The organism is Cryobacterium sp. PH31-O1 (assembly GCF_030063455.1).
GTDB lineage: Bacteria > Actinomycetota > Actinomycetes > Actinomycetales > Microbacteriaceae > Cryobacterium.
Genome location: NZ_JASITB010000002.1, coordinates 392,512 through 411,769 on the forward strand (window position 1 = coordinate 392,512; position 19,258 = coordinate 411,769).

A 19,258-nucleotide genomic window follows, 5' to 3' on the forward strand; every position below is an offset into this window, starting at 1 on the left:
TTACGCGCAGGGTTCCAAAGAGTGCCCTACGGGCCCCTGAGTGAGTATTAGAGCCTCTGAGCCGCACTCGATCGTGCGATTGAGCCCCACCATTCGTGCGGAAGAGCACCAGCGGTGGCGTAGCTGAGCACCACCGGCGCTTCCCGTCACGGATTACGCGGTCGCGGACGGCATTGAGCACAACGCGAATGCTGTGCCGAGTCATCCTTTGAGCGGACTAGATCGCGGCATGAGCTCCGCGAAGAAGCTACGGAGCTCGGTCGTGAAGAGGTGGCTCGTCGGATACACCCAACCGTTCGTACCCACCCACCGCGGCAAATTCTTCGCCCAGTCATCCGTGAGTAGCCGCTGATAATGAAGGACCTGAGCAGCATTCGCGCGCTGCTCAAGTCCGAGACCAGTCTTGCCTTCCACTTCGGTTGCGATAGTGATCAGCAGACCTTCCCGGTTCCGTTTCGTCGCCGTGATCGAGACAATTGCCACCGCCACTAGAGCTGGAATGAGCCGAACCGAGCGGAGCATCTGATTCGACTGGAGTGGGAACGCTGCCCCGGCATCGACGAGTCGCTGCACCGCGTCCACCCATAGCCGATCGTGCACACCATCAGGGTCATGCCACACACCTTCGATCAGCAGTGGCGCGAGCTGATGCATCGAACGAACGTGACTATCGATTGTGTCGTCGACCGTTTGCCAAGTCACTTCAGCACCATCCAAAGATGAAACCGACTGAGCGGCGATGGAGTCGACCACACCGTCGACTATGCCCATGACTAAGTCATACAAATCGATCCTTCGAACGGGATCGGGCAGGTACCGCTTCAGCCGTGCGACCGCCATCGCCGTGGTCAGCGGCGGCGCCGATAACCGATCCAGAGCCTCTAGGCTCTCAACGAGCTCGCCGAATAAATCGTCAGCGCTGGAGGCGGGCAGAACGACCCCGCCCCGGCCGGTCAGCAGCCGTTTCGCGGTCTCGCCACGACTGCTGCGCTGATCCCAATACAGCGGATATCGACGTGACGTCGCCTGCTCCAAAGCACCGACAAGAGCAACGTCCCAGTCCGCCGACCATCCGGACACGACCAGCCCGTATTCATCGAACACCTGGTCCAGGAGACCAGTCCACTCCAGGGGATACTCCGAGAGCTCTGCTGGCGTGTTTCGAGTCCCGAGATCTCGATAGTCGCCATGCAGTTTAGTAACGGTCGCGCTCGAATGCGCCAATGGCTCCATTCCCTTGACGGCCTCCGGCCGCGAGATCACCTGAGCTGATACACCAACAGCATCTAGTGCCTGTTCCATCAGCCGGTCAAAGTTGGTCGTGACAATCACTTTCACTGATCCCCGGCGCACAAGCTCCGCGATCGCACGATGCGCCTTGCTGGGCTGCAGCACGGGTGTCTCATCATCTGAACCCGGCTCGAAGAAGCCAGCAAGCAGACCCTGCCGTGCCGCGGCGGACGGCGCCAACTGCTCTAATAACGACGAATACCCCAACTTACCGACGCCGTTCTGACTCCACCACAACTCAGGATCAGCCCGGGCAGCAGAAACTGCACTGGAATCATTAGGGGCCGAAGCGGCCGCGACACGAGCCACGAGTTCCGTAACGACACCCCAACCGGTCAGCAGCCCCGCTCCGGTTGAGACACCCGAACCTAGAAGCACCGCGTAGACGCCGGGTTGCGAATGCATCGACGTGGCCAACGACACCAGCGACGACAAACCTCTATTTGCAGACATGCGGCTAGCCTGACAGTAACCTCTTGCAATTGCATACCCCTGCCCCTCGTCGCCAGCTTCACGAGCGGGACCGCAGGGTTTATACGGTGTGTGACTAGCGCGCGTGCGACGCGCCACCGCTGATCGAACCGTTATGGCCCAATGCGCGGGACTGTAGAAACTGAGCACGCGCGTTCACGCTGCGGCGTGCATCTGCCGAGTTGTCTGAATAACGCTTTGTCAAGCGCTCATTGCTCCGTGCTGCCTTCTCGTCAACTCGACGTCCGGCGGCTTCCTCAGGGTTCATGCCCTTCATGGTGTGACCTCCTCCGTGATATTTGTAACGGTATCGGTACCGGCTGACACTTGGTAGTAGGCGGCCTGAGTGTTCAAGAACTCCGGCCCTTTCTGCGCGGCGATAACTAGCGCCATAGTTCGCGCCATACCGAGGATCGAAGCGCGCTGCGGCCCGCCGATGGCACCCACCTTCGCATTATTGACGCTCAGAAAACCGAGCTGCACCATATTCGCCTTGACAGGCACCGAGTAGAACGTCTTGTACTTCTTCCGACTCCAGTCAACGCCGTATACGACTTCGGGGTCACTCTTGACCTCGGTCTCTTCGTCGGCTTTGTCGAGAATTGCCCAAACCTCGTGATCTGGGTCTTCTCGCTCCAGGAAAGGCCTGTTTGGTCGATCATTGCGCCCATGCCTAGTTTCGTGGAGAGGGTTATCGAGAATGCGCAGGCCGCCTGCTTCCCTGCGCAGCGAATAATATGACGCACGGCTGTCGTCGCCGATCGCGCTGGCAGCTTGCCGGGCGAGAGTGCGCCGCAATGCCTTAATTGCCTCAATTCGAGCGGCACCACGCAAGAAGGTCGACTCGATCGCTTCGCTTATGAAAATGTTCAGGTCATCGACCGCTTTCTCGGCAGATCGTTCGCTCTCTCGAAAGGTGATCTCGCCAAGTTTTTTGTCGTAACGGTCGGCTGCCTTGTCAGCCATGATTGCCCCGGCCGCAATTGCGCCGGCAATGATTCGGGCCGTGCCCCACCCTGGGTCGGTCAACACGATTGGGGACAGCACGGCCACGACGGCTCCGAGAAATGTCAGGATCGTAAAGACGAAAGCATCCCGCAGAACGAGAAGCACTGGCCCGACCGCCTTCAAGAAGGGACTGACCGCACCCTTTTTGCCTTTGTCGCCCACATGCTTCGCGCCGCCCTTTTTGTCTCGAACCATGTGACCAATAGTTGCAGACCCGCAGCCATACGCACCGCCAAGGCGTACGTTGCAGATGTCGCGGCCGGCGGATTCGCTGACCTGTTCAAAATCTTCCGCATCTGTGGATGTAGGGCGTGAGCGTCGCCCTTGCGAAGGAACTTCCGAGGAAGCCCCGACGGTCACTGGCGGCGCGCGACTTGAATCATCACAGCAGGCCGTCGATGACTGCTCGGTGATCGTAGCTGCGGACGTAGTGAGCCTCGTCAGTGCTTAGCAGTCTCGGACGATTCCATACAGCATTCTGCCGTGCCGGCCGCGAAGTGGTGATCCGCTGGAACAGAATCGAGTCGAATCCCTCCAGTGCGCGCAGGTCGAAGGAGATGTCAGACAGAGAGCCGATGAATTCCTAGCCGAGGGTCAGCCTCAGGTAGAGCGTCGAAATGGCGACTTGGTGGAGCCAGAAATTGAGAGCGTCGGTTAGGAGCAAACTTGCGTCGGTCACGGGTGCGTCACAAGTGAACTGATTAGGAGTTGCTCTGTCTTGCAACTCTAGCGTTGCGAGGCGCTTAGCTCACGAGACACTTACGCGTGGGCGACACCCGCCCAGCGAAGCGAACCGGCGCTTCGCTGGGCAGATGTCTGGCCAGTTCCTGAGCTGCGAGACGGCGCTCCGACCACCCGCACTAGATTTGAGGCGCTTAGAGCTAAAAGGCAACTCCCAAGAATGCGCTACGCAATGATTGATGGCTGACCGCTGTCACCTCTCCCACGCATCCCGCTCGCGGGCGGCAAATTCGAGGAATGTGGTGGCGGGTTGTCCGGTGAGGCGCCGGACGGATCGGTTCGGGAAAGCTGAGATGTTGAAGCGCACGATGCGGTAGATCATCTTCTGCACGGCGATGTAGTCCTCGGGCTTGCCCTGTTTGCGCAGTCGGACGAGGTATTCGGTTTCGCTGGGTCGCCGGTAGTGGATGCTACGCCCGAGCGTGTGGCTGAGGATGGCGGCGACGTTGCGGTAGGTGAGGCTCTGTTCTCCTGAGAGGGTGTATGACCGCCCGATGTGACCGGGCTCGGTGAGCACGGCGGCGGCAACGCGGCCGATGTCGCGGGCGTCGATGAATGCGGTGAACGAGCGCCCGGCGGGTACGAAGACGTCGTCGTCTTCACGGATCTCCGCCGCGTGGGTGGTCGACAAGTTCTGCATGAAGAAGTTCGGGCGCAACGATGTGTACGGCGCACCGGTGCTCTTCAAGTACTGCTCGACGGCGTAGTGAGGGGTGCTGCGGTTCTGCTGCACGCCCTGCAACGACAGGAACACGATGTGTTGGATGCCGCGACGCCCGGCGGCATTGATGACCGGAAATAGGTATTTCTCTACATCAGCGATCGCGGGAGGTCGCATGAGGAACAGTCGGTCGCACCCATCCAATGCCTGATCGAGTTCGGCTGGTGACATCGAGAAGTCGAAGTGTCGTGCTTCCACGCCCTCACGGAGGTGGACCGCGTCGTCTGTGTTGCGCACGGCGCCGAGAACGGATTCTCCGCGCTCGAGTAGAAATTCCGTTACAGCGTCACCGACTGTGCCGGTCGCGCCGGTCACCAGAACACTCTTGGTCATTCTTTCGTCTCCACGGTGACGCGATTCATGAGGTTCGCGAGGGTTGTCAGTTCGGCCGGCGTCAGGGCCGCGAACCTGGGTCGCAGTCGTTCGGCGGTGGCTCCTTCGAAGTGCTCCACCTCGTCGTGGGCGGTGCGGGAGAGCACGATGATGCGCGATCGGGCATCATCGGGGTGGACTCCTATGTCTACGTGACCCTCCGCCCGAAGCGTGTCGACAAGTTGAGTGACAGCGCCGGCGGACACTGCGAGGAGCTCCGCGAGCCGTCCAGGGGTCGAGCCTGACGGGTTCCGGGCAAGGAAGAACAGCGCCGATAGTTGCGAACCAGTCAGTATCCGTCCTTCGAACGGACGCCGCTGCTCTGACGACAGCAATCGACTGAGCGACGCTACAGCGCCGAGCACCACACGCACCGGGTCGACCTGCCCCTCGGCGGCGCTCATCGTGCGCTGACGAACGGCATCTCGTGCACATACTGGCGATCGTCGATCTGGGTGATAAGAAACTCGGCGAGGTCGTCTCGACTGATCTTTGTGGTGCTGTCGCCACCCACCCAGCCCACGCCGTACGAGCCCGTCCCCGGATCTTCGCTCAGGCGAGGTCCGCGCACCACCGTCCACTCCAGTCCACTCTGCTGCAGCAGCGCCAAGTGCGCTTCGGCGTCTGCGAGCACTTGGCCCGACAGCAGCTTCAGGAGGCCGCGGATGATGCGATCTGGCAGCTTCGGCTGATCCTTGCCCTCAGCACGCAAGCCTCCGCCAGAAAGGGTCACGATCCGCGTGACCCCGTGACGCTGCATCGCCTCCAGGATGAGCCGAGTACCGCGCGCCTGCAAGTCATCTGGCGAGCCCTTCACATACCCAAACACACTGAGCACAACATCCGCCCCCGCCACCACCCGATCAACCGACCGCGCATCCAACACATCCCCCTCGATCACGGTTAGTCGATCATCGGCGACGGAGATCTTGTCGAGATCGCGCGCGAGTGCGCGCACCGAGAGCCCACGCGCGAGAGCTTGATCGAGCACACGACGACCGGTTTTCCCGGTCGCACCGAACAGAGCAATGGTCGTAATCATTCCTTTACTTTAGCAGCTAAACAATATTTGTATCGATGGCCACGATGGTAGAGCCCGTACCCGGGAGCCACACATCGCTGCCTACTGCATCTCGTATCCCTAGGGTCGCGATAGGTCTCATCGCTGCCGAGCTTGCGCAACGATTCGCCGCGGCACCGCCCTCACCGACGATTCTCGCAACTATGTTTCGTAAGTTATGAGCCTATTTTGGGAACACATAGTGAGTTACGAGACGCCCAGGAGCGGCTGGCTGACGCCATTCCAAAAGCCGATCGACCCAGCCCCCGAAGTCATCTGCAGGACTACTGCAGACATCTCAGCAATGGTTCCTTTAGCAAGATGATTATTTGAAGTCCTGAGCGCCAGCCAATCGTTCGGTTCAGGGCCGGGAAAGTCGTTGGCGCCGAGAGTTTTTCGAAGTTTTCGCCAGTGTCGTTCGAAGAAGAATTGGAGTTCGTCGGGGCCGAGAGTTTTGTATTAGTGGGTTATGCCCACTCGGCTGTAGAGCTGGGTGTATCGGCTAAAGTACCTCACGGATCGGGCGTACCGAAGACGATCAGCACGACGTTATATTGGTCACAGCGGTCCCGGAGCAGCTCTAATCGACGTCCAGCGGCCTCAAGTCAAGGGTGTCAGACACGGCCTCGCCGGTTAGGAATCGTGATGTTCTTACCTACCCCTTTTGCGCACGTTATCTACTTATGAGCAACCGTCATGCACGACTGGTATCGGACCCGCATCACAAACGCTTCTGGCGGGTCCGTCTGGAGGGATGCAGACTGGCCCGATGCGAGAGCCTCCCGGAGAACCCTCGTGCAAAACTTCTTTGCACGGCCTTGAAATTGATGGCCCTACCGCTCACCACTATTGGTACTGCCCGCAGTGCCGCATTTCTGCATTGTGTGAGACTGCGCTCTACCCACTTCGCCTATTTCGCAGAAGCACCACCGAGGACACGGACACGCATCCCGGCCTCGTCCACTGACCCGACCCTTCCACTCGTAGCGGTGTTGCGCGCCCGAACCGAATAACCGGATTGAGCCCCACGTGGGGAAGACCGGCCCACTGCTGCTAATTCGGCTTTTCGTGGACCTCAGAATCTGGATGAGTTCTCGGGCGGTCCCATCTGCAGTTTCGGGCAACGCGGGTGGGCCCGCCCAGAAACAGTAGCGGCGGGGGACTACTTCTTGAAGACGTCTTTGACGTTTTCGCCGGCTTTCTTTGCGCTGGCGGCAGCTTGGTCGGTTTTGCCCTCGGCAACTTTAGAGTCATCGTTCGTGACGTGACCAAGCCCTTCTTTAGCTTTGCCTTTGAGATCTTCGGCGGTGTTACGGATCTTGTCTGATGCGCTCATGGCCATCCTCTTTCTTCTGTTAGTTTTCCTCAGCTGTGCCTATTTTGCGTTGGAGAAAGCTCGGTCAAGGATGTGCGTTGTGATCCTGATCCGCCCGTGCCTAAAACTCCTACCGCTCAGAGTAGACAGTCAGCACCGAACTGACAAGGGAGACCGAGAGAGGGAGAACACTCGGATCTAGGTTTCGCGGGAGTTGGCGCAGTCGGCATTCCCCAGTGGCTCGTCGTGCACTGGCCACTGATCGGTCAAGCAGCCCTTCTTGATCACAACGGGGGAGTTTTTGTGTCGCTGTCCTGCCTCGCCGCTACCTGAGTGCGTCTAGCGCTGGCAGTCGTTGTTGGGCGGTCGTCGTTCTTGATTACGTTAGGCGATACGAGACACTTGAACTGTCACGGTGGAGTCGTGGCCATCAGGTATGTGCTGGAGCAGGGCGTCAGCTACACGTGTGGCGGTGTCTGGCGTGGCCGTATCAATACTGGTGCCCACGCGCACGGTGATAGCGGTCGTAGCCCCATCTGTGCGGACATCGACGCGGTCGAGGCGTTGCGAGTCCCCGGTCACGACGGCGGCGAGCAGGTGTGAAATTTGAGTGAGCGTGGGGGCAGGTGGGTAGACAGCGGTGACTCCGTCAATGGCGTGGACCCGTGCCGTGAGCAGGTCTTCATCAAGGGGGTGGCCGTCCTCGTTGCTGGTGGCGCCCATCAGGTCTCCTTGTCGCTGTCGGTGGTCTCTCGGTGCAGGTCTTCGATGGTGATGTTGATTGCGGTGATGTTTAGTGCTGTGTGCGTGGCGAGAGCGTCGGAAATTAGTGCACGCAGCGTGTGTGCGGCATCGGGGATGGGATGGTTCCAGAGAACGCTGGCGGTGACGGAAACGTCAACGGGGGCGCCGGGTTCCTCAACGTTGCCCTCGAGATGGGAGGTACCAATTAGCAATCCTGGGACGGTATCGCCCACGGTGCGGATCAGGGCGAGAACGGCGCCTTCGGTGACGCTGAGATCCACACGTGTGTCGGGGTGAGGCAGTGGGAGAGATCGCCCGGCGCGTACCTCACGGTGGATGTTCGTCATGATGTCCTGAAACCAGTTAGCCGGCGGAGCTGGCAAGTCAGCGACGTCTTGCGTTATTAGGTCCTGAAAAAGCTGCGACACCCGGGCGAGGCCTTGGAGCGCATTGAGGCACTCGGGGCAGGTCTCAATGCGGGGGTCGGACGGGGTACGACCAGCTGCAAGATATGCGCTGAGCTCTTCCACCGTTTTTCCGCAGTCGAGTGTTCTGGGTTCGTTGTCGTTCACCGCCATCCCTCCATTTGTGCGTAGATGCTAGCTCGGGCTCGGGCCAGTTTGCCGCGCACGGTCGCTGTGGGTAGTTCCATTTCTTGCGCGATATCGTCATAGCTGAGTTCTCCGACCTCGCGCAGCAGCCAGCATCGACGTTGGTCCTCTGGCAGTGTGTCAAGCGCCGCTGAGAGTGCCCTCAGCTGCGCGTTTCTCACGGCAATATTTTCCGGTTGAGTATCAGCGGGCAGCGCCGATTCCAGGTCTGGAAGTTCTACCTCAGCGGGTTTTCGTCGCAGTGAGCTAAACGCGAGGCGACTGGCGATGCGCATCAGCCAAGGCCGCACCGCGGCCGGATCACGCAGCTCCGGTAGCCGACGCCACGCCGTGTGGAATGCGTCTTGAACGACATCGTCCGCATCGGCCATAGAACCAACAATCCGCGCAGTGTACGCGCGCATCAACGGGCCATGCCTACGGATCAACGTTTCGAACGCGCCGGTGTCACCGTCCACCGCGCGCCCCACCAGGATCGCGTCGGCAACATCCTCCAAACGATCCCTATCGGGGTATTGCACAGTTTCGCTCATGCTCCCCGAATCTTCTTAAAGAATTTCATGACGAATCCTCGGCTCCGTGCGTCTTACTTCTTGAGCGACACTACCGCTCACGCGAACCACGTCATAGTACTTGCGTTTGCGCTTCCCAACACATATTAAGGATGATCATGGCTAACGACAACCAGAATTCCACCGTTCCCACTCCCCCCAAGCCTGCTGGCGTTGGTGCAGGCGCATCCCGCGTGGACCGCACCGCGCCCTCAGCATCTCCTGTGGATGATTCAGCGGGTGGGCACACCACCATCGCCGATGGTGTGGTGGCTAAGGTCGCTGGAATCGCTGCCCGCGAGGTGCGCGGCGTGTTCGCTCTCGGTGGTGGCGGTGCTCGTGCGTTCGGAGCGCTGCGCAATGTCGTCAACGCCGAGGATCTTACGCAGGGCGTCAAAGTGGAGGTCGGCGAGACCCAGGCGGCCGTCGACATCACCATTGTCGTCGAGTACCCCACCCCCGTCCACGAGGTCGCATCGGCCGTCCGCGCGGCTGTCAAGCGCGCCATCACCAATCTCGTTGGGCTAGAGGTCGTTGAGGTGAACGTCGACGTTAACGACGTACACCTGCCCTCCGACGACAAGGACGACGACTCCGAATCCCGCGTCCAGTGACAGCCACCAAAATGGGCATGGGAATCGGCGCTGTCCTGGCGTTGACGTGGATTGTATTTGGCTTCTGGGCCTTCCTATTTGTCGCCGTTGCGATGGCTATCGGGGCCTTGATCGGTCGAATTGTCGAGGGAAAACTCGATGTGTCGAGTATCGTTTCCGCAGTCCAGGGCAAGAAGAGCTCGTCGTGACTATCACCGACCCTGCTGTCGGTGAAAACGGAACCACCGGCGGCCGCACTCGGATCAGTCCGCGTGCGCTCGACCGGATCGTCTCCACCGTCACAGCCGAAGCCTTCGGGTCCGACCCAAAGAGAACATCGGTCACCGTAACCGACGAGAGTGGAACGCTTAATCTGGTGATCACGACGCCGGTGAAGGTTCCGTCCTTGCTCCGGGTGAACATCGACCGCAGTCTGATTGCCCGGACCGGGGGCACAGTCCTGGACCGAGCTGAGGCTGCGCAGGCATCAATCATGTCGCGGGTGTCGGAGTTGACTGGGTACAGCATCGGCCGGGTCAGTATCCGCCTAAACGGAGCCGATGTGATCCACGAAAGGAGGGTCAAATGAGCGAGACCACCGCGCTCTACCAACGCATCAAACGTCGCGAGACCCATTCATCCCGCAGTGGACTGGCGATAACCCTCGCGGTCATCGTGATCCTCACTTCTGCCTACGCGATCACTGAGATGATCCTTCACCTCGCCGATCAACCGGCGCTGGTCAGCGACATGTTTGGAGTTGCCCAGGCAACAGCGGGTCTGGCGGAGTACACCAATGGGATCGTCGTCGCTGGTGGCATCGTCACCGCTCTAATTGGGCTCATCATTATGATTGCAGCACTGACCGCAGGACGACGGGCACGGCACCTCGTCGAGACGGAGAAAACCTCGGCGGTGGTGGACAACGCGGTGATCGCTTCCGGGCTCGCCCGTCACGCCGCCTCCGCCGGGAATATCAGCCCGGACAATGTCACCGTCAGTGTCTCGCACCGCTCAGCGGTGGTGACGTTGAACCCGACGATCGGCGCGACTATCGACACGAGCGCGGTGCTCGCGGCGGTGCAGGAACAGCTGGACTCGTACGCACTCATCCCGAAAGTGCGGCCGCGAGTCGTCATCGACGAATACGGAAAGCGCGGATCATGAACAACACCAACAGGTTCCTGAACCGCACCTTCTCCTTCATCGTCGGCCTCATACTTCTCGCTTTGGGCGTGGGCGTGATCCTCGTGGCCACGATCCCGCAGGTCAGCGACGCATACAAGAACACTGCGCCGACGGTGGTTGAGAAGGTCACCAGCTGGTTCGTTGCAGCGCCCATCCCTGGACTTCAACACAGTTGGTGGTTCATCGCCCTGATCGCGGCTCTAGCGCTCCTGATCATCCTGCTCGTGGTGTTTATTTTCCGGCAGGGCCACGGCCATACCGGGACCCTCTTCACCGACACTCCAGCAGGGCAGGGACACATAACCGTGGAGTCCAAAGTTGCCGAGCAGCTCATGCAATCAGCGCTTGACGAGCATGCCGAGCTTATCTCGTCGCGGGTCAGTACCTACGAAGTCAACGGGACCCCCGTGCTGAAGATTTCGACCACCGCCCGCCGCGGCGTATCCCCGAAGCAGGTTGTTGATGATGTCGAGAACACTCTCGCCTCCCTCAGCGTCCTCCTCGGCCGGGACGTACCGGCGGCAGTGCAGATCGGCGGCGGATTCCGCGCCGCTACCAGCAAACCCACCCGACTCCGATAACCACAACTCCCAGCCCGACCAGGACAGGCGACGACGTGACCTACTGGCTTAGAGCAGTCTCCCGGCTACGACCACGCGTCGTCTGGTTCGCCCTCGGCACAGGAATCTTCTGCTGCATAGCAGTGACCGCGCTCATCCTCGCCCCCGTCCTCTCACTCATCGGAACCGGACTCGCGTTCGCTCCCTTCGTACAGGTTCCAGTAACGCAGATCATCATCGCGACAATCGGTGGATACATCCTCGTCCTTGGCCTGCTAACCCTCACCGGCCTGAGCCGAAACGGAGCCCTGTCTTGGTTTCTCGCGAGTACGGCAACACTTCTCTGCCTCATCGTGTCTCTCTACCCTCTATTTGCCGTCGCTTTCGCAGCCGTCGACAACGCCGGCAACGCGATCCCGTGGATTCTCGACTGGATCGCTCGCATCCGCGGCGGCCCCACCTAATTGTTCGTCCCACGCATCTCACGCACACACATCCTCACCATCCCTGACCTAGCACACCCCGCGTCTACATAAAGGAACATCATCATGGGCTTCTTCGGTTTTCTTCTCCTCGGCCTCCTGGCCGGCGCCATCGCCAAACTCGTCCTCCCCGGCAAACAGGCCGGCGGCTGGTTCATCACCCTTCTCCTCGGAGTCGTCGGAGCTCTCCTCGGTGGATGGCTCGGCGGTCTCCTCTTCAACGCCCCCCTCCAAGACTTCTTTAGCCTCCAAACCTGGATCCTCGCCATCGTCGGATCTCTCATCGTCCTCCTCGCCTACGGCTTCATCGCAGGCCGACGCCGCGCGTAATCCCCACCAAGCCCTAAAACCGCCTTCCAACGGGCACACCGTATTCGATCGAAAGGAACGCAATGACTAATCCTCAGGGAGAACTTCCCCCCAGCGAGGACATCGTCAAGCCGGACCAGTCTGGACTCGCCTGCAAACAGCGGGTGGGCAAATAGTCTCCGAGCGTCCCCAACTCGGACAAGACACCCCCTCGACCGGATTGCACAACCCACCAAGCTTGCCCCCGCTTACGGGTTTCTCGCCTCAGCCGAATCCAGCTCCGTAATTGGGGCGACCCTCAACGTGAACGGCGGTAAACCCACCCCTTAACGACGGATGGTATGGGGCATCCGACGTAACCCACGGCCCCTCATCGAGAGCTCCTCGTCAACGTGCGACAACGCCACGGCCCACCGTGCGCACGCCGCCCACGGCACGCTGTCTAGCCACGCCCCGTAATCCCTGACGCCATCACCGCGATCCTGAGCACTGGACAAAGCGGTGATATTACCCTTCGCAAAAATGCCTGCCCGATCCACGCGAACAGAAATTTTTGCTTCACCTTACACACTAATCACTATCAAGGAGGACCCATGAGTGGTCGCAACACAGTCATTAGAAGCCTGCACGACCTTGGACTTGCCGCCTGGTTTGGCGGATCGTTGATGGGCGCCGTCGGATTGAACGGTGCTACAGCTCAGGCCGCTTCTCCGCAAGATCGGCTCCGGCTCTCCTCGCTCGGCTGGGCCAAATGGGCGCCCGTGCAGCTGGCCGCGCTCCTTGCCCACGGCATCGGCGGTATCGGACTCATCGGCGCCAACAAGACCCGCTTGGCAGCGCAGCAGGAAAGCCGCACCAACACGACATGGAAAACTATCGTCACCGTCCTCGCCGGGGCCACGACCGCCTACTCCGGGATCCTCGGGCGAACAATCAAAAACCACCAAGACGAACCCACCCACGGTGTTACAGAGCCTGCGGATGGCGCCTCCGACCTGCTCGCGTCGACGCAGCGTCAGCAACGCGTCTTGCAGTGGGTGACACCCGCCCTCACCCTCGTGGTGATCGTCCTCGCCGCGCAGCAAGGCGAACAACAACGGCCCCTGAAAGGACTTCTGCAGACAACCATTAAGAACTTTCGGAAATAGCACCCCGGTCAACCCCTGCGGCCGTACACCTCCGGGTGCTGGAACTTTGCACCATCTAAATTTCATCCCAACGTGAACCCAGACCCCGTCCACGCCGCGACAACACACCGCCGTCGTGGACGCCCACTATTGGAGCTGTCCATGTCAAACACCAACGAATCCACCCACAACCGCAACGCCCCGAACCCCGTCGTCGCCCGTGCCGCCGGCACCGACACCCCGATAAGGGACCGCATTCTTGAACGAGAAAGGGCACAATTTGGGGGAATGAAGTTCGGATCGGCGTTCTTTGGTTGGCTCACCGCCACCGGAACCGCCCTGCTTCTTACCGCCCTGCTGGCTGCGATTGGCGCTGTCATCGGGTTTAGTACCAACTCTGACCCCGGCCAAGTCGCCAACAGCGCGGCAGACAACGCCGGCACCATCGGAGTGGTCGCCGCGATCATCTTCGCGGTCATAGTGCTGGTCGCGTATTACTGCGGTGGGTACGTCGCTGGGAGGATGGCACGCTTCGACGGCCTCAAGCAAGGCGTCGCAGTGTGGGTGTGGACGATCATCGTTGCCGTCGTCCTAGCCATTGTCGGCCTCATCGCGGGCAGCCAGGCCGATGTCCTCTCCGGCCTCAACAGCGTGCCCCGTATTCCCCTCAATGGCGATGACGTCACCGCCGGCGGCATTTCCACCGCCGTGATCGCCTTGGTGATCAGTCTTCTCGGCGCCATTCTCGGCGGCCTCGCTGGCATGCGCTACCACCGCCGGGTCGACAATGCTGGCCTCGGCCGCTGACAATACAGCCCACCACAATTTCACCACCGCACCACATATCCGCACCCACCCCACATAAGAAATGAGAAACGAATGATCAACACGAACAATGTCAACGACCTCATCGGCGCCGACGTGTACGGCATCGGCGACGACAAGATCGGATCCGTCGGGCAGGTATATGTCGACTCCGATACTCAAGCTCCGACTTGGGTCACCGTCAAGACGGGCCTGTTTGGTGGATCGGAAACCTTCGCACCGCTAGACGACGCGACGTTCGACGACGGAATCGTACGCGTCATGTATGAGAAGTCGAGGGTGAAAGACGCCCTCCGCATTGACGATGATGGCGCCTTGAGCGAAGAAGAAGAATCCTCCCTCTACCGCTACTACGGCAAGGAAAAGCGTCCCGGTGTGGCGGATTCCGGCGTCTACGACCAAGATGCCGACAGCGACTCCGACGCGACCACGGGCTACGACACCTCCGGCCCAACCACCGATACGGCGATGACTCGCTCTGAGGAGCGCCTACTCGTCGGCACGCAGAAGGTCGAAACTGGTCGGGCACGGCTTCGGAAGCACATCGTCACCGAAAACGTAACGACGACCGTCCCGGTCAGCCATGAAGAAGTCACCCTGCAGCGTGAACCCATCACCGACGCGAACCGGGGCGATGCCACCGCAGGACCCGAACTCAGCGAGGAGGAGCACGAAGTCGTCCTCACCGGTGAGCGCGTGGTCACCAGCAAGGAAACCGTTCCCGTGGAACGCGTCGCACTCGGCACAGAAACCATCACCGAGCAGCAGCAAGTCAACGCCGCGGTTTCCCACGAGGAGATCGAACTCGTCGACCCTGACACCGATACCGCACCCACAAAGTAACTCTCCCACTCATGCCGGCCGGCACGCCCTACCACGCTGGCCGGCATGACCCTCCCCGTGGATCGGCCGTAGCCGGCCGCCCCCCTTGTTACTCCTCATTTGTGCTGTACATCTTGGAAAGGTTTCTCCCATGGATTTTCCCGTCGTGCTTCAAAACGGACTCGCAGCAGTGATTGCTTTCGTCCCGCTGGCCCTGCTGTTCCTCCTTATTCTTATCGTCGGCCTCATCGTTGCCAAGGTGCTCTCCAAGGCCTTGGAGAAGCTGCTTGAAAAAGTCGGCTTCGACCGAGTCGTAGAACGCGGCGGGATCAAAAAAGCCCTCGCGAACTCCAAACTCGACCCCTCCGACATCATCGCCAAGATTTTGTACTACACGCTGGTGCTGTTCGTCCTCCAGTTCGCTTTTGGTGTCTTCGGTCCGAACCCGGTCAGTGACCTGCTCGCAGGCATCATCGCGTTCCTGCCAAAGATCATCGTGGCGATCATCATCATCGTCATCGCCGCAGCGGTCGCCGCCGGTGCAAAGGGCTTGATTCAAAACACCCTGGGGGGGCTGTCCTACGGGAAAGCACTGGCCAATATCGCCGCCGTTTTCATCGTGTTCATTGGCATCACAGCAGCATTGAACCAGATCGACGTTGCCACCACCGTCACCACACCGATCCTTATCGCTGTCCTGGCTATCATCGCGGGCGTCATCATCGTGGGAGCCGGCGGAGGACTAATCAAGCCCATGCAGGCGCGGTGGGAGGCCTACCTCAGCAAAGCTGAGGAAGAAGCCCCCAAAATTCAGCAGCAGGCTAAAAACGCGCCCAGCATCGCCGAACAAGCCCAGCACGCCAAGCAGCGCGCAGAAAACGCCACCACCTCTTCCCCTACCGCACGACGAGCCCGATAAGCCCGCCGGTTGGCCCCGCCCACCGGCGGGGCCAACCGCCACCCCACACCCACCAGCATCCACTCCACACCGAGGACGCCGTGTTTCGCTACCTTCGTTACTTCCCCCTTCTCCTGCCCCTCGTGAGGCGGCTACTCCGCAACCGGAAACCCGGACCAAGCACCCCTGGGCCTACGTCCGCCCCCAAACGACGTTAAGAAGGCCCGCCTGGGCATCAGGACATCTCAGTTCACTTACTCACTTAATGCACGGCACCGGCTTTAGCTAAAGAAAGTAGACACATCATGGGCTTTTTCGGATTTCTCCTCCTCGGCCTCCTCGCTGGCGCCATCGCCAAACTTATTCTCCCCGGCAAACAGGCCGGAGGCTGGGTCATCACTCTCCTCCTGGGCGTCGTCGGCGCCCTGCTCGGCGGGTTCCTCGGCAGTGCACTCTTCAACGCCCCCCTCCAAGACTTCTTCTCCATCCAGACGTGGCTTCTGGCCATTGCCGGTTCGATCATCGTCCTCCTGATCTACGGAGCAATCGTCAAACGACGCAAATCATGAACGACCAGATATTCGACCTAGATCCTGGACAGCTGCGAAACACACTGGGAGATCGGACGCCTCTGGAGGTCACCCTCCACGAACAACAACTCCGCGTCTCCACCCGAGTCGTTCCGTTCGAGCGTGTCCGGATCGAACGGTTCATCGTCACCGAGCAACGAACTCTCACCGTCGACATTCGGCGTGAAGAAGTGCGCATCGTTCGAGAACGAATCTCGGAGGCAGAAACCGGGGTCGACGCTCCATCTAACCTGCAGGAGCACCCACGTGAAGACCTGGTTATGATCCTCAGTGAAGAACAAGCGGTCATCACCAAAAGAATTGTGCCGGTCGAACGTGTACGCCTACACACACACGTCGTCACCGAACTGCAGGAAGTCGTTGAAGAACTCGGTCGCGAGCACATCGACGTCGTGCACACCATGGATGTGTAACGTCCGCATCACGGGCAACTTCCAAAGAACAGGCGGAGACAAAATGACCGATTCGAGCCACGACAACACTACGAATAAGCGAACGGCGGCCGTAATATACAACCCGATCAAGGTCGACCTTGACGCGATCAAGACCGCTGTGGCGCGGGAGGAAGAAGCTGCGGGCTGGAATGCCACACGGTTCGTACCCACCTCCGAAAAGGACCCCGGGCAAGGCGCGGCGCGGGCCGCTCTTGATGCGGGAGCAGACATGGTCATCGTCGCCGGCGGCGACGGAACGGTCCGAGCCGTTGCGGAAATCGTGCACGACAGCAACGCAGCCCTCGCCCTAGTTCCCTCCGGAACGGGCAACCTCCTCGCCCGCAACCTCAAACTGGTCCTCGAGGACGTGGACCAGTCAGTCCACACCGCATTCACCGGAGTGGACCGCCCCGTGGACATTGGTCTCATTGACCTGCGACGTGGAAATGGCAAACAGACCACACATGTCTTCCTGGTCATGGCCGGGCTCGGACTAGACGCGAAAATGCTCGTCAACACCGACGAGAAACTGAAGAAGAAAGTCGGGTGGCTGGCGTATGTGAGCGCCATCACGAAGTCTCTACGCGACAAGAGCGAACTCCACGTCAAATACCAACTCGACGATGGTCGCGTGCACACTATCCGCGCTCATACCGTCATCATTGGAAACTGCGGATCCCTCCAAGCCAACGTTCAACTACTGCCGGACGCGGCCGTTGATGATGGTCTCTTTGATATCGCCGTCCTCCGCCCCGAAGGGATCATCAGCTGGCTCCAAATCGGCGTGAAAGTGTTCTGGGAAAATGGTGTTCTCCACCGCAGCAAAGTCGGCCGTTTGCTCGCCACCAAAGACGTAGATGCCCTCACCTACGTCAAAGCAACGAAAATGGCCATGCGCCTGAACAAAGCAGACGAGATCGAATTGGACGGCGACAGCTTCGGCACAGTTCTAGCACTCGAGACACACATCAAACCCGGTGGACTTCGACTGCGAGTACCGCAAAAAGACACTAGCCCCGGCACATAACTCACCAACGAACACACGCCCTGACACACTGGGATTCTGCTTGTCATCCGCTCCTCCCTCAGTTCGCCCCCCTGTCTGCTGTCTGCTGTCCCACATCTTCCCAACCGCGACCCACGTGCTGGCGCATGAACTTACGCCGTCCACGCCGTACCGAAGGTAGAAAATATTGGTGCGTCCCGATATCGCGTTGGTGTCAACGACGGTTGAAAACTAAGCCAAAAACGACGGTGAAAACTGAGCCATCCGATCACGATTGATGTGTATGCCCCGGACACATCGCTGACAGGTTGTATGCGGGACATCCCTGACACTCTTTCTGAATGAGAGTGATGAGTGTGATGAGTGTGAACGAGCGTTGGCTTGAATCCTGTTGACCCCGCAACGCGATGGGATCAGCGTCGCCGCGGCATCTCCCGGCAGTCGTTTTACGACTACCGGCGACGACTCTGGTCCGAAGGAGTCCCTGATCTGCAGCCAAGGTCGACGAGGCCGACATACTCGCCGTCCAGAACGGCGTCGGAGATCGAATCCTTGATCGTGAAGCTGCGTGTCGATAATCCGCGGTGGGGTGCGCGAACCCTACACACGAAACTGGTGCAGGCCGGTCTGGCCCGCCCTCCGGTCGTGTCGACGATCCACCGCGTGTTGCAACGGCACGGTCTAGTCGTGGCTCAGGAACACCGGGCGCCGAAGGAGTGGAAGCGATTCAAGCGTCATGCGCCGAACGATCTGTGGCAGATCGATGGCACGATGGATGCCTTCGCCGACGGGTCGAAAGCGTGGATTGTCGACCTGCTTGATGACCATGCCCGCTACGCGAACGGCGCGACCGCCGTCCGGCGTTTCACGGTGCAGGCAGCGTGGAAGGCGATGGACACCGCGATCAGCGAGCACGGCGTGCCGTGGCAGCTGATCAGTGACAACGGGCTGCAATTCACATCCCGCACGGGACAGAAACCCGTCTTCTTCCAAGAGCGCCTGGCAGCGCTGAACATTCACCAACTCAAGTCTCGGCCCCGGCACCCCCAGACGTGCGGGAAGCTCGAGCGGTATCACCGAACCTGGTCTGTGGCGGTCGACGCACTCGAGCGGGTTTAGTCATCGTGAGACGCTCGCCCGGCCCAGGCGAGCGGGAGGGACTGGATGGGTACGCATCCTCGTTGATCACCCCGCGGGTTACTTGCGTGTGGCGCTCAAAGTGGGTCGCGCGAAGACCGTCTTGAAGGAGACCTTGCTGGTGTACGAGATCGATCCGCATCGGAACAGCCGTGCGGCAATTTGCAGCACGACCGCGCTGAGCAGGAAGAGTTCGATGATGACGATGGCTGCTTCCCAAACGGAGAGGGAGCCGGCTGAACGCCCTACAATTCGACAGCCGGCGCACGGACTGACGTAGACGGGTTAGAACGATCTATGCACCCACGAAGGTGGGGCAGACAGAAATTTACAATACCCGTACTCTCTCAGATGCCAACACGGCCCGCGGTTCCGCACGTACCGTCGGACCGAACCCTCTGCC

Annotated in this window: 24 protein-coding genes and 1 pseudogene; 16 read left to right on the plus strand and 9 right to left on the minus strand. The window is 60.1% G+C overall.

Going from position 1 to position 19,258, the window contains the following annotated elements; translation table 11 throughout:
- Positions 1-201: 201 nt before the first annotated feature.
- The 9 genes from QMK31_RS06670 to QMK31_RS06710 all read right to left on the minus strand — a co-directional run bounded on the left by QMK31_RS06670 (position 202) and on the right by QMK31_RS06710 (position 8,866).
- Positions 202-1,743: an SIR2 family protein gene (locus QMK31_RS06670; protein ID WP_283500150.1), complete on the minus strand. Its 1,542-nt coding sequence runs from the start codon at positions 1,741-1,743 to the stop codon at positions 202-204.
- Positions 1,744-2,034: 291 nt separating this feature from the next.
- Positions 2,035-2,964 (minus strand): hypothetical protein, encoded by a 930-nt coding sequence (locus tag QMK31_RS06675; RefSeq protein ID WP_283500151.1) that lies wholly within the window; start codon positions 2,962-2,964, stop codon positions 2,035-2,037.
- A 739-nt stretch (positions 2,965-3,703) separates the two neighbouring features.
- A complete protein-coding gene (locus QMK31_RS06680; RefSeq protein ID WP_283500152.1) occupies positions 3,704-4,564 on the minus strand; it encodes an SDR family oxidoreductase in 861 nt (286 codons plus the stop codon).
- Positions 4,561-5,007 carry a MarR family winged helix-turn-helix transcriptional regulator gene (locus QMK31_RS06685; RefSeq protein WP_283500153.1) on the minus strand — a complete coding sequence of 149 codons (447 nt, stop codon included), beginning with the start codon at positions 5,005-5,007 and terminating at the stop codon, positions 4,561-4,563. Before QMK31_RS06685 ends, QMK31_RS06680 begins: the two co-directional genes overlap by 4 nt.
- Positions 5,004-5,645, minus strand: coding sequence for an NAD(P)-dependent oxidoreductase (locus tag QMK31_RS06690; RefSeq protein ID WP_283500154.1), 642 nt, complete (start codon positions 5,643-5,645; stop codon positions 5,004-5,006). The genes QMK31_RS06685 and QMK31_RS06690 overlap by 4 nt, the downstream gene beginning before the upstream one ends.
- A gap of 1,180 nt (positions 5,646-6,825) precedes the next feature.
- Positions 6,826-6,999, minus strand: coding sequence for a CsbD family protein (locus tag QMK31_RS06695; RefSeq protein ID WP_283500155.1), 174 nt, complete (start codon positions 6,997-6,999; stop codon positions 6,826-6,828).
- Between the two features lie 363 nt (positions 7,000-7,362).
- On the minus strand, positions 7,363-7,701 hold the full coding sequence (locus QMK31_RS06700) for a hypothetical protein (protein ID WP_283500156.1): 339 nt from the start codon (positions 7,699-7,701) through the stop codon (positions 7,363-7,365).
- Positions 7,701-8,300, minus strand: a complete 600-nt coding sequence (locus tag QMK31_RS06705) for an Asp23/Gls24 family envelope stress response protein (protein WP_283500157.1) — start codon at positions 8,298-8,300, stop codon at positions 7,701-7,703. Before QMK31_RS06705 ends, QMK31_RS06700 begins: the two co-directional genes overlap by 1 nt.
- Complete coding sequence (locus QMK31_RS06710) at positions 8,291-8,866, minus strand: RNA polymerase sigma factor (protein WP_283500158.1); 576 nt, start codon at positions 8,864-8,866, stop codon at positions 8,291-8,293. The genes QMK31_RS06705 and QMK31_RS06710 overlap by 10 nt, the downstream gene beginning before the upstream one ends.
- Positions 8,867-9,003: 137 nt before the next feature.
- On the opposite strand from QMK31_RS06710, the gene QMK31_RS06715 reads away from it, so the two are divergent.
- The 16 genes and pseudogenes from QMK31_RS06715 (at position 9,004) to QMK31_RS06790 (ending at position 18,837) form a co-directional block, all read left to right on the plus strand.
- A complete protein-coding gene (locus QMK31_RS06715; RefSeq protein WP_283500159.1) occupies positions 9,004-9,498 on the plus strand; it encodes an Asp23/Gls24 family envelope stress response protein in 495 nt (164 codons plus the stop codon).
- Entirely contained in the window at positions 9,495-9,686 is a 192-nt protein-coding gene (locus QMK31_RS06720) for a DUF2273 domain-containing protein (protein ID WP_283500160.1), read from the plus strand. The genes QMK31_RS06715 and QMK31_RS06720 overlap by 4 nt, the downstream gene beginning before the upstream one ends.
- Complete coding sequence (locus QMK31_RS06725; protein WP_283500161.1) at positions 9,683-10,066, plus strand: hypothetical protein; 384 nt, start codon at positions 9,683-9,685, stop codon at positions 10,064-10,066. Before QMK31_RS06720 ends, QMK31_RS06725 begins: the two co-directional genes overlap by 4 nt.
- Positions 10,063-10,644: an Asp23/Gls24 family envelope stress response protein gene (locus tag QMK31_RS06730; RefSeq protein ID WP_283500162.1), complete on the plus strand. Its 582-nt coding sequence runs from the start codon at positions 10,063-10,065 to the stop codon at positions 10,642-10,644. The genes QMK31_RS06725 and QMK31_RS06730 overlap by 4 nt, the downstream gene beginning before the upstream one ends.
- A complete protein-coding gene (locus tag QMK31_RS06735; RefSeq protein WP_283500163.1) occupies positions 10,641-11,246 on the plus strand; it encodes a hypothetical protein in 606 nt (201 codons plus the stop codon). The genes QMK31_RS06730 and QMK31_RS06735 overlap by 4 nt, the downstream gene beginning before the upstream one ends.
- A 35-nt stretch (positions 11,247-11,281) precedes the next feature.
- A complete protein-coding gene (locus QMK31_RS06740; protein WP_283500164.1) occupies positions 11,282-11,689 on the plus strand; it encodes a hypothetical protein in 408 nt (135 codons plus the stop codon).
- Positions 11,690-11,773: 84 nt separating this feature from the next.
- A complete protein-coding gene (locus QMK31_RS06745) occupies positions 11,774-12,037 on the plus strand; it encodes a GlsB/YeaQ/YmgE family stress response membrane protein (protein ID WP_283500165.1) in 264 nt (87 codons plus the stop codon).
- Between the two features lie 112 nt (positions 12,038-12,149).
- Positions 12,150-12,346 (plus strand): annotated as a pseudogene (locus QMK31_RS06750) (NAD(P)-dependent dehydrogenase); the annotation flags it as partial.
- Positions 12,347-12,609: 263 nt separating this feature from the next.
- Complete coding sequence (locus tag QMK31_RS06755; protein WP_283500166.1) at positions 12,610-13,164, plus strand: hypothetical protein; 555 nt, start codon at positions 12,610-12,612, stop codon at positions 13,162-13,164.
- 141 nt (positions 13,165-13,305) lie between these two features.
- Complete coding sequence (locus QMK31_RS06760; RefSeq protein WP_283500167.1) at positions 13,306-13,950, plus strand: hypothetical protein; 645 nt, start codon at positions 13,306-13,308, stop codon at positions 13,948-13,950.
- 72 nt (positions 13,951-14,022) lie between these two features.
- Complete coding sequence (locus QMK31_RS06765; protein WP_283500168.1) at positions 14,023-14,811, plus strand: DUF2382 domain-containing protein; 789 nt, start codon at positions 14,023-14,025, stop codon at positions 14,809-14,811.
- 130 nt (positions 14,812-14,941) lie between these two features.
- Positions 14,942-15,709, plus strand: a complete 768-nt coding sequence (locus QMK31_RS06770) for a mechanosensitive ion channel family protein (RefSeq protein ID WP_283500169.1) — start codon at positions 14,942-14,944, stop codon at positions 15,707-15,709.
- 284 nt (positions 15,710-15,993) lie between these two features.
- Positions 15,994-16,257 carry a GlsB/YeaQ/YmgE family stress response membrane protein gene (locus tag QMK31_RS06775; protein WP_283500170.1) on the plus strand — a complete coding sequence of 88 codons (264 nt, stop codon included), beginning with the start codon at positions 15,994-15,996 and terminating at the stop codon, positions 16,255-16,257.
- Positions 16,254-16,691 (plus strand): YsnF/AvaK domain-containing protein, encoded by a 438-nt coding sequence (locus QMK31_RS06780; RefSeq protein WP_283500171.1) that lies wholly within the window; start codon positions 16,254-16,256, stop codon positions 16,689-16,691. Before QMK31_RS06775 ends, QMK31_RS06780 begins: the two co-directional genes overlap by 4 nt.
- Positions 16,692-16,734: 43 nt before the next feature.
- Complete coding sequence (locus QMK31_RS06785; RefSeq protein WP_283500172.1) at positions 16,735-17,739, plus strand: diacylglycerol/lipid kinase family protein; 1,005 nt, start codon at positions 16,735-16,737, stop codon at positions 17,737-17,739.
- 360 nt (positions 17,740-18,099) lie between these two features.
- The gene (locus tag QMK31_RS06790) at positions 18,100-18,837 is read left to right on the plus strand and encodes a DDE-type integrase/transposase/recombinase (RefSeq protein ID WP_283500173.1); all 738 of its coding nucleotides are present in this window, start codon (positions 18,100-18,102) and stop codon (positions 18,835-18,837) included.
- Positions 18,838-19,258 lie beyond the last annotated feature (421 nt).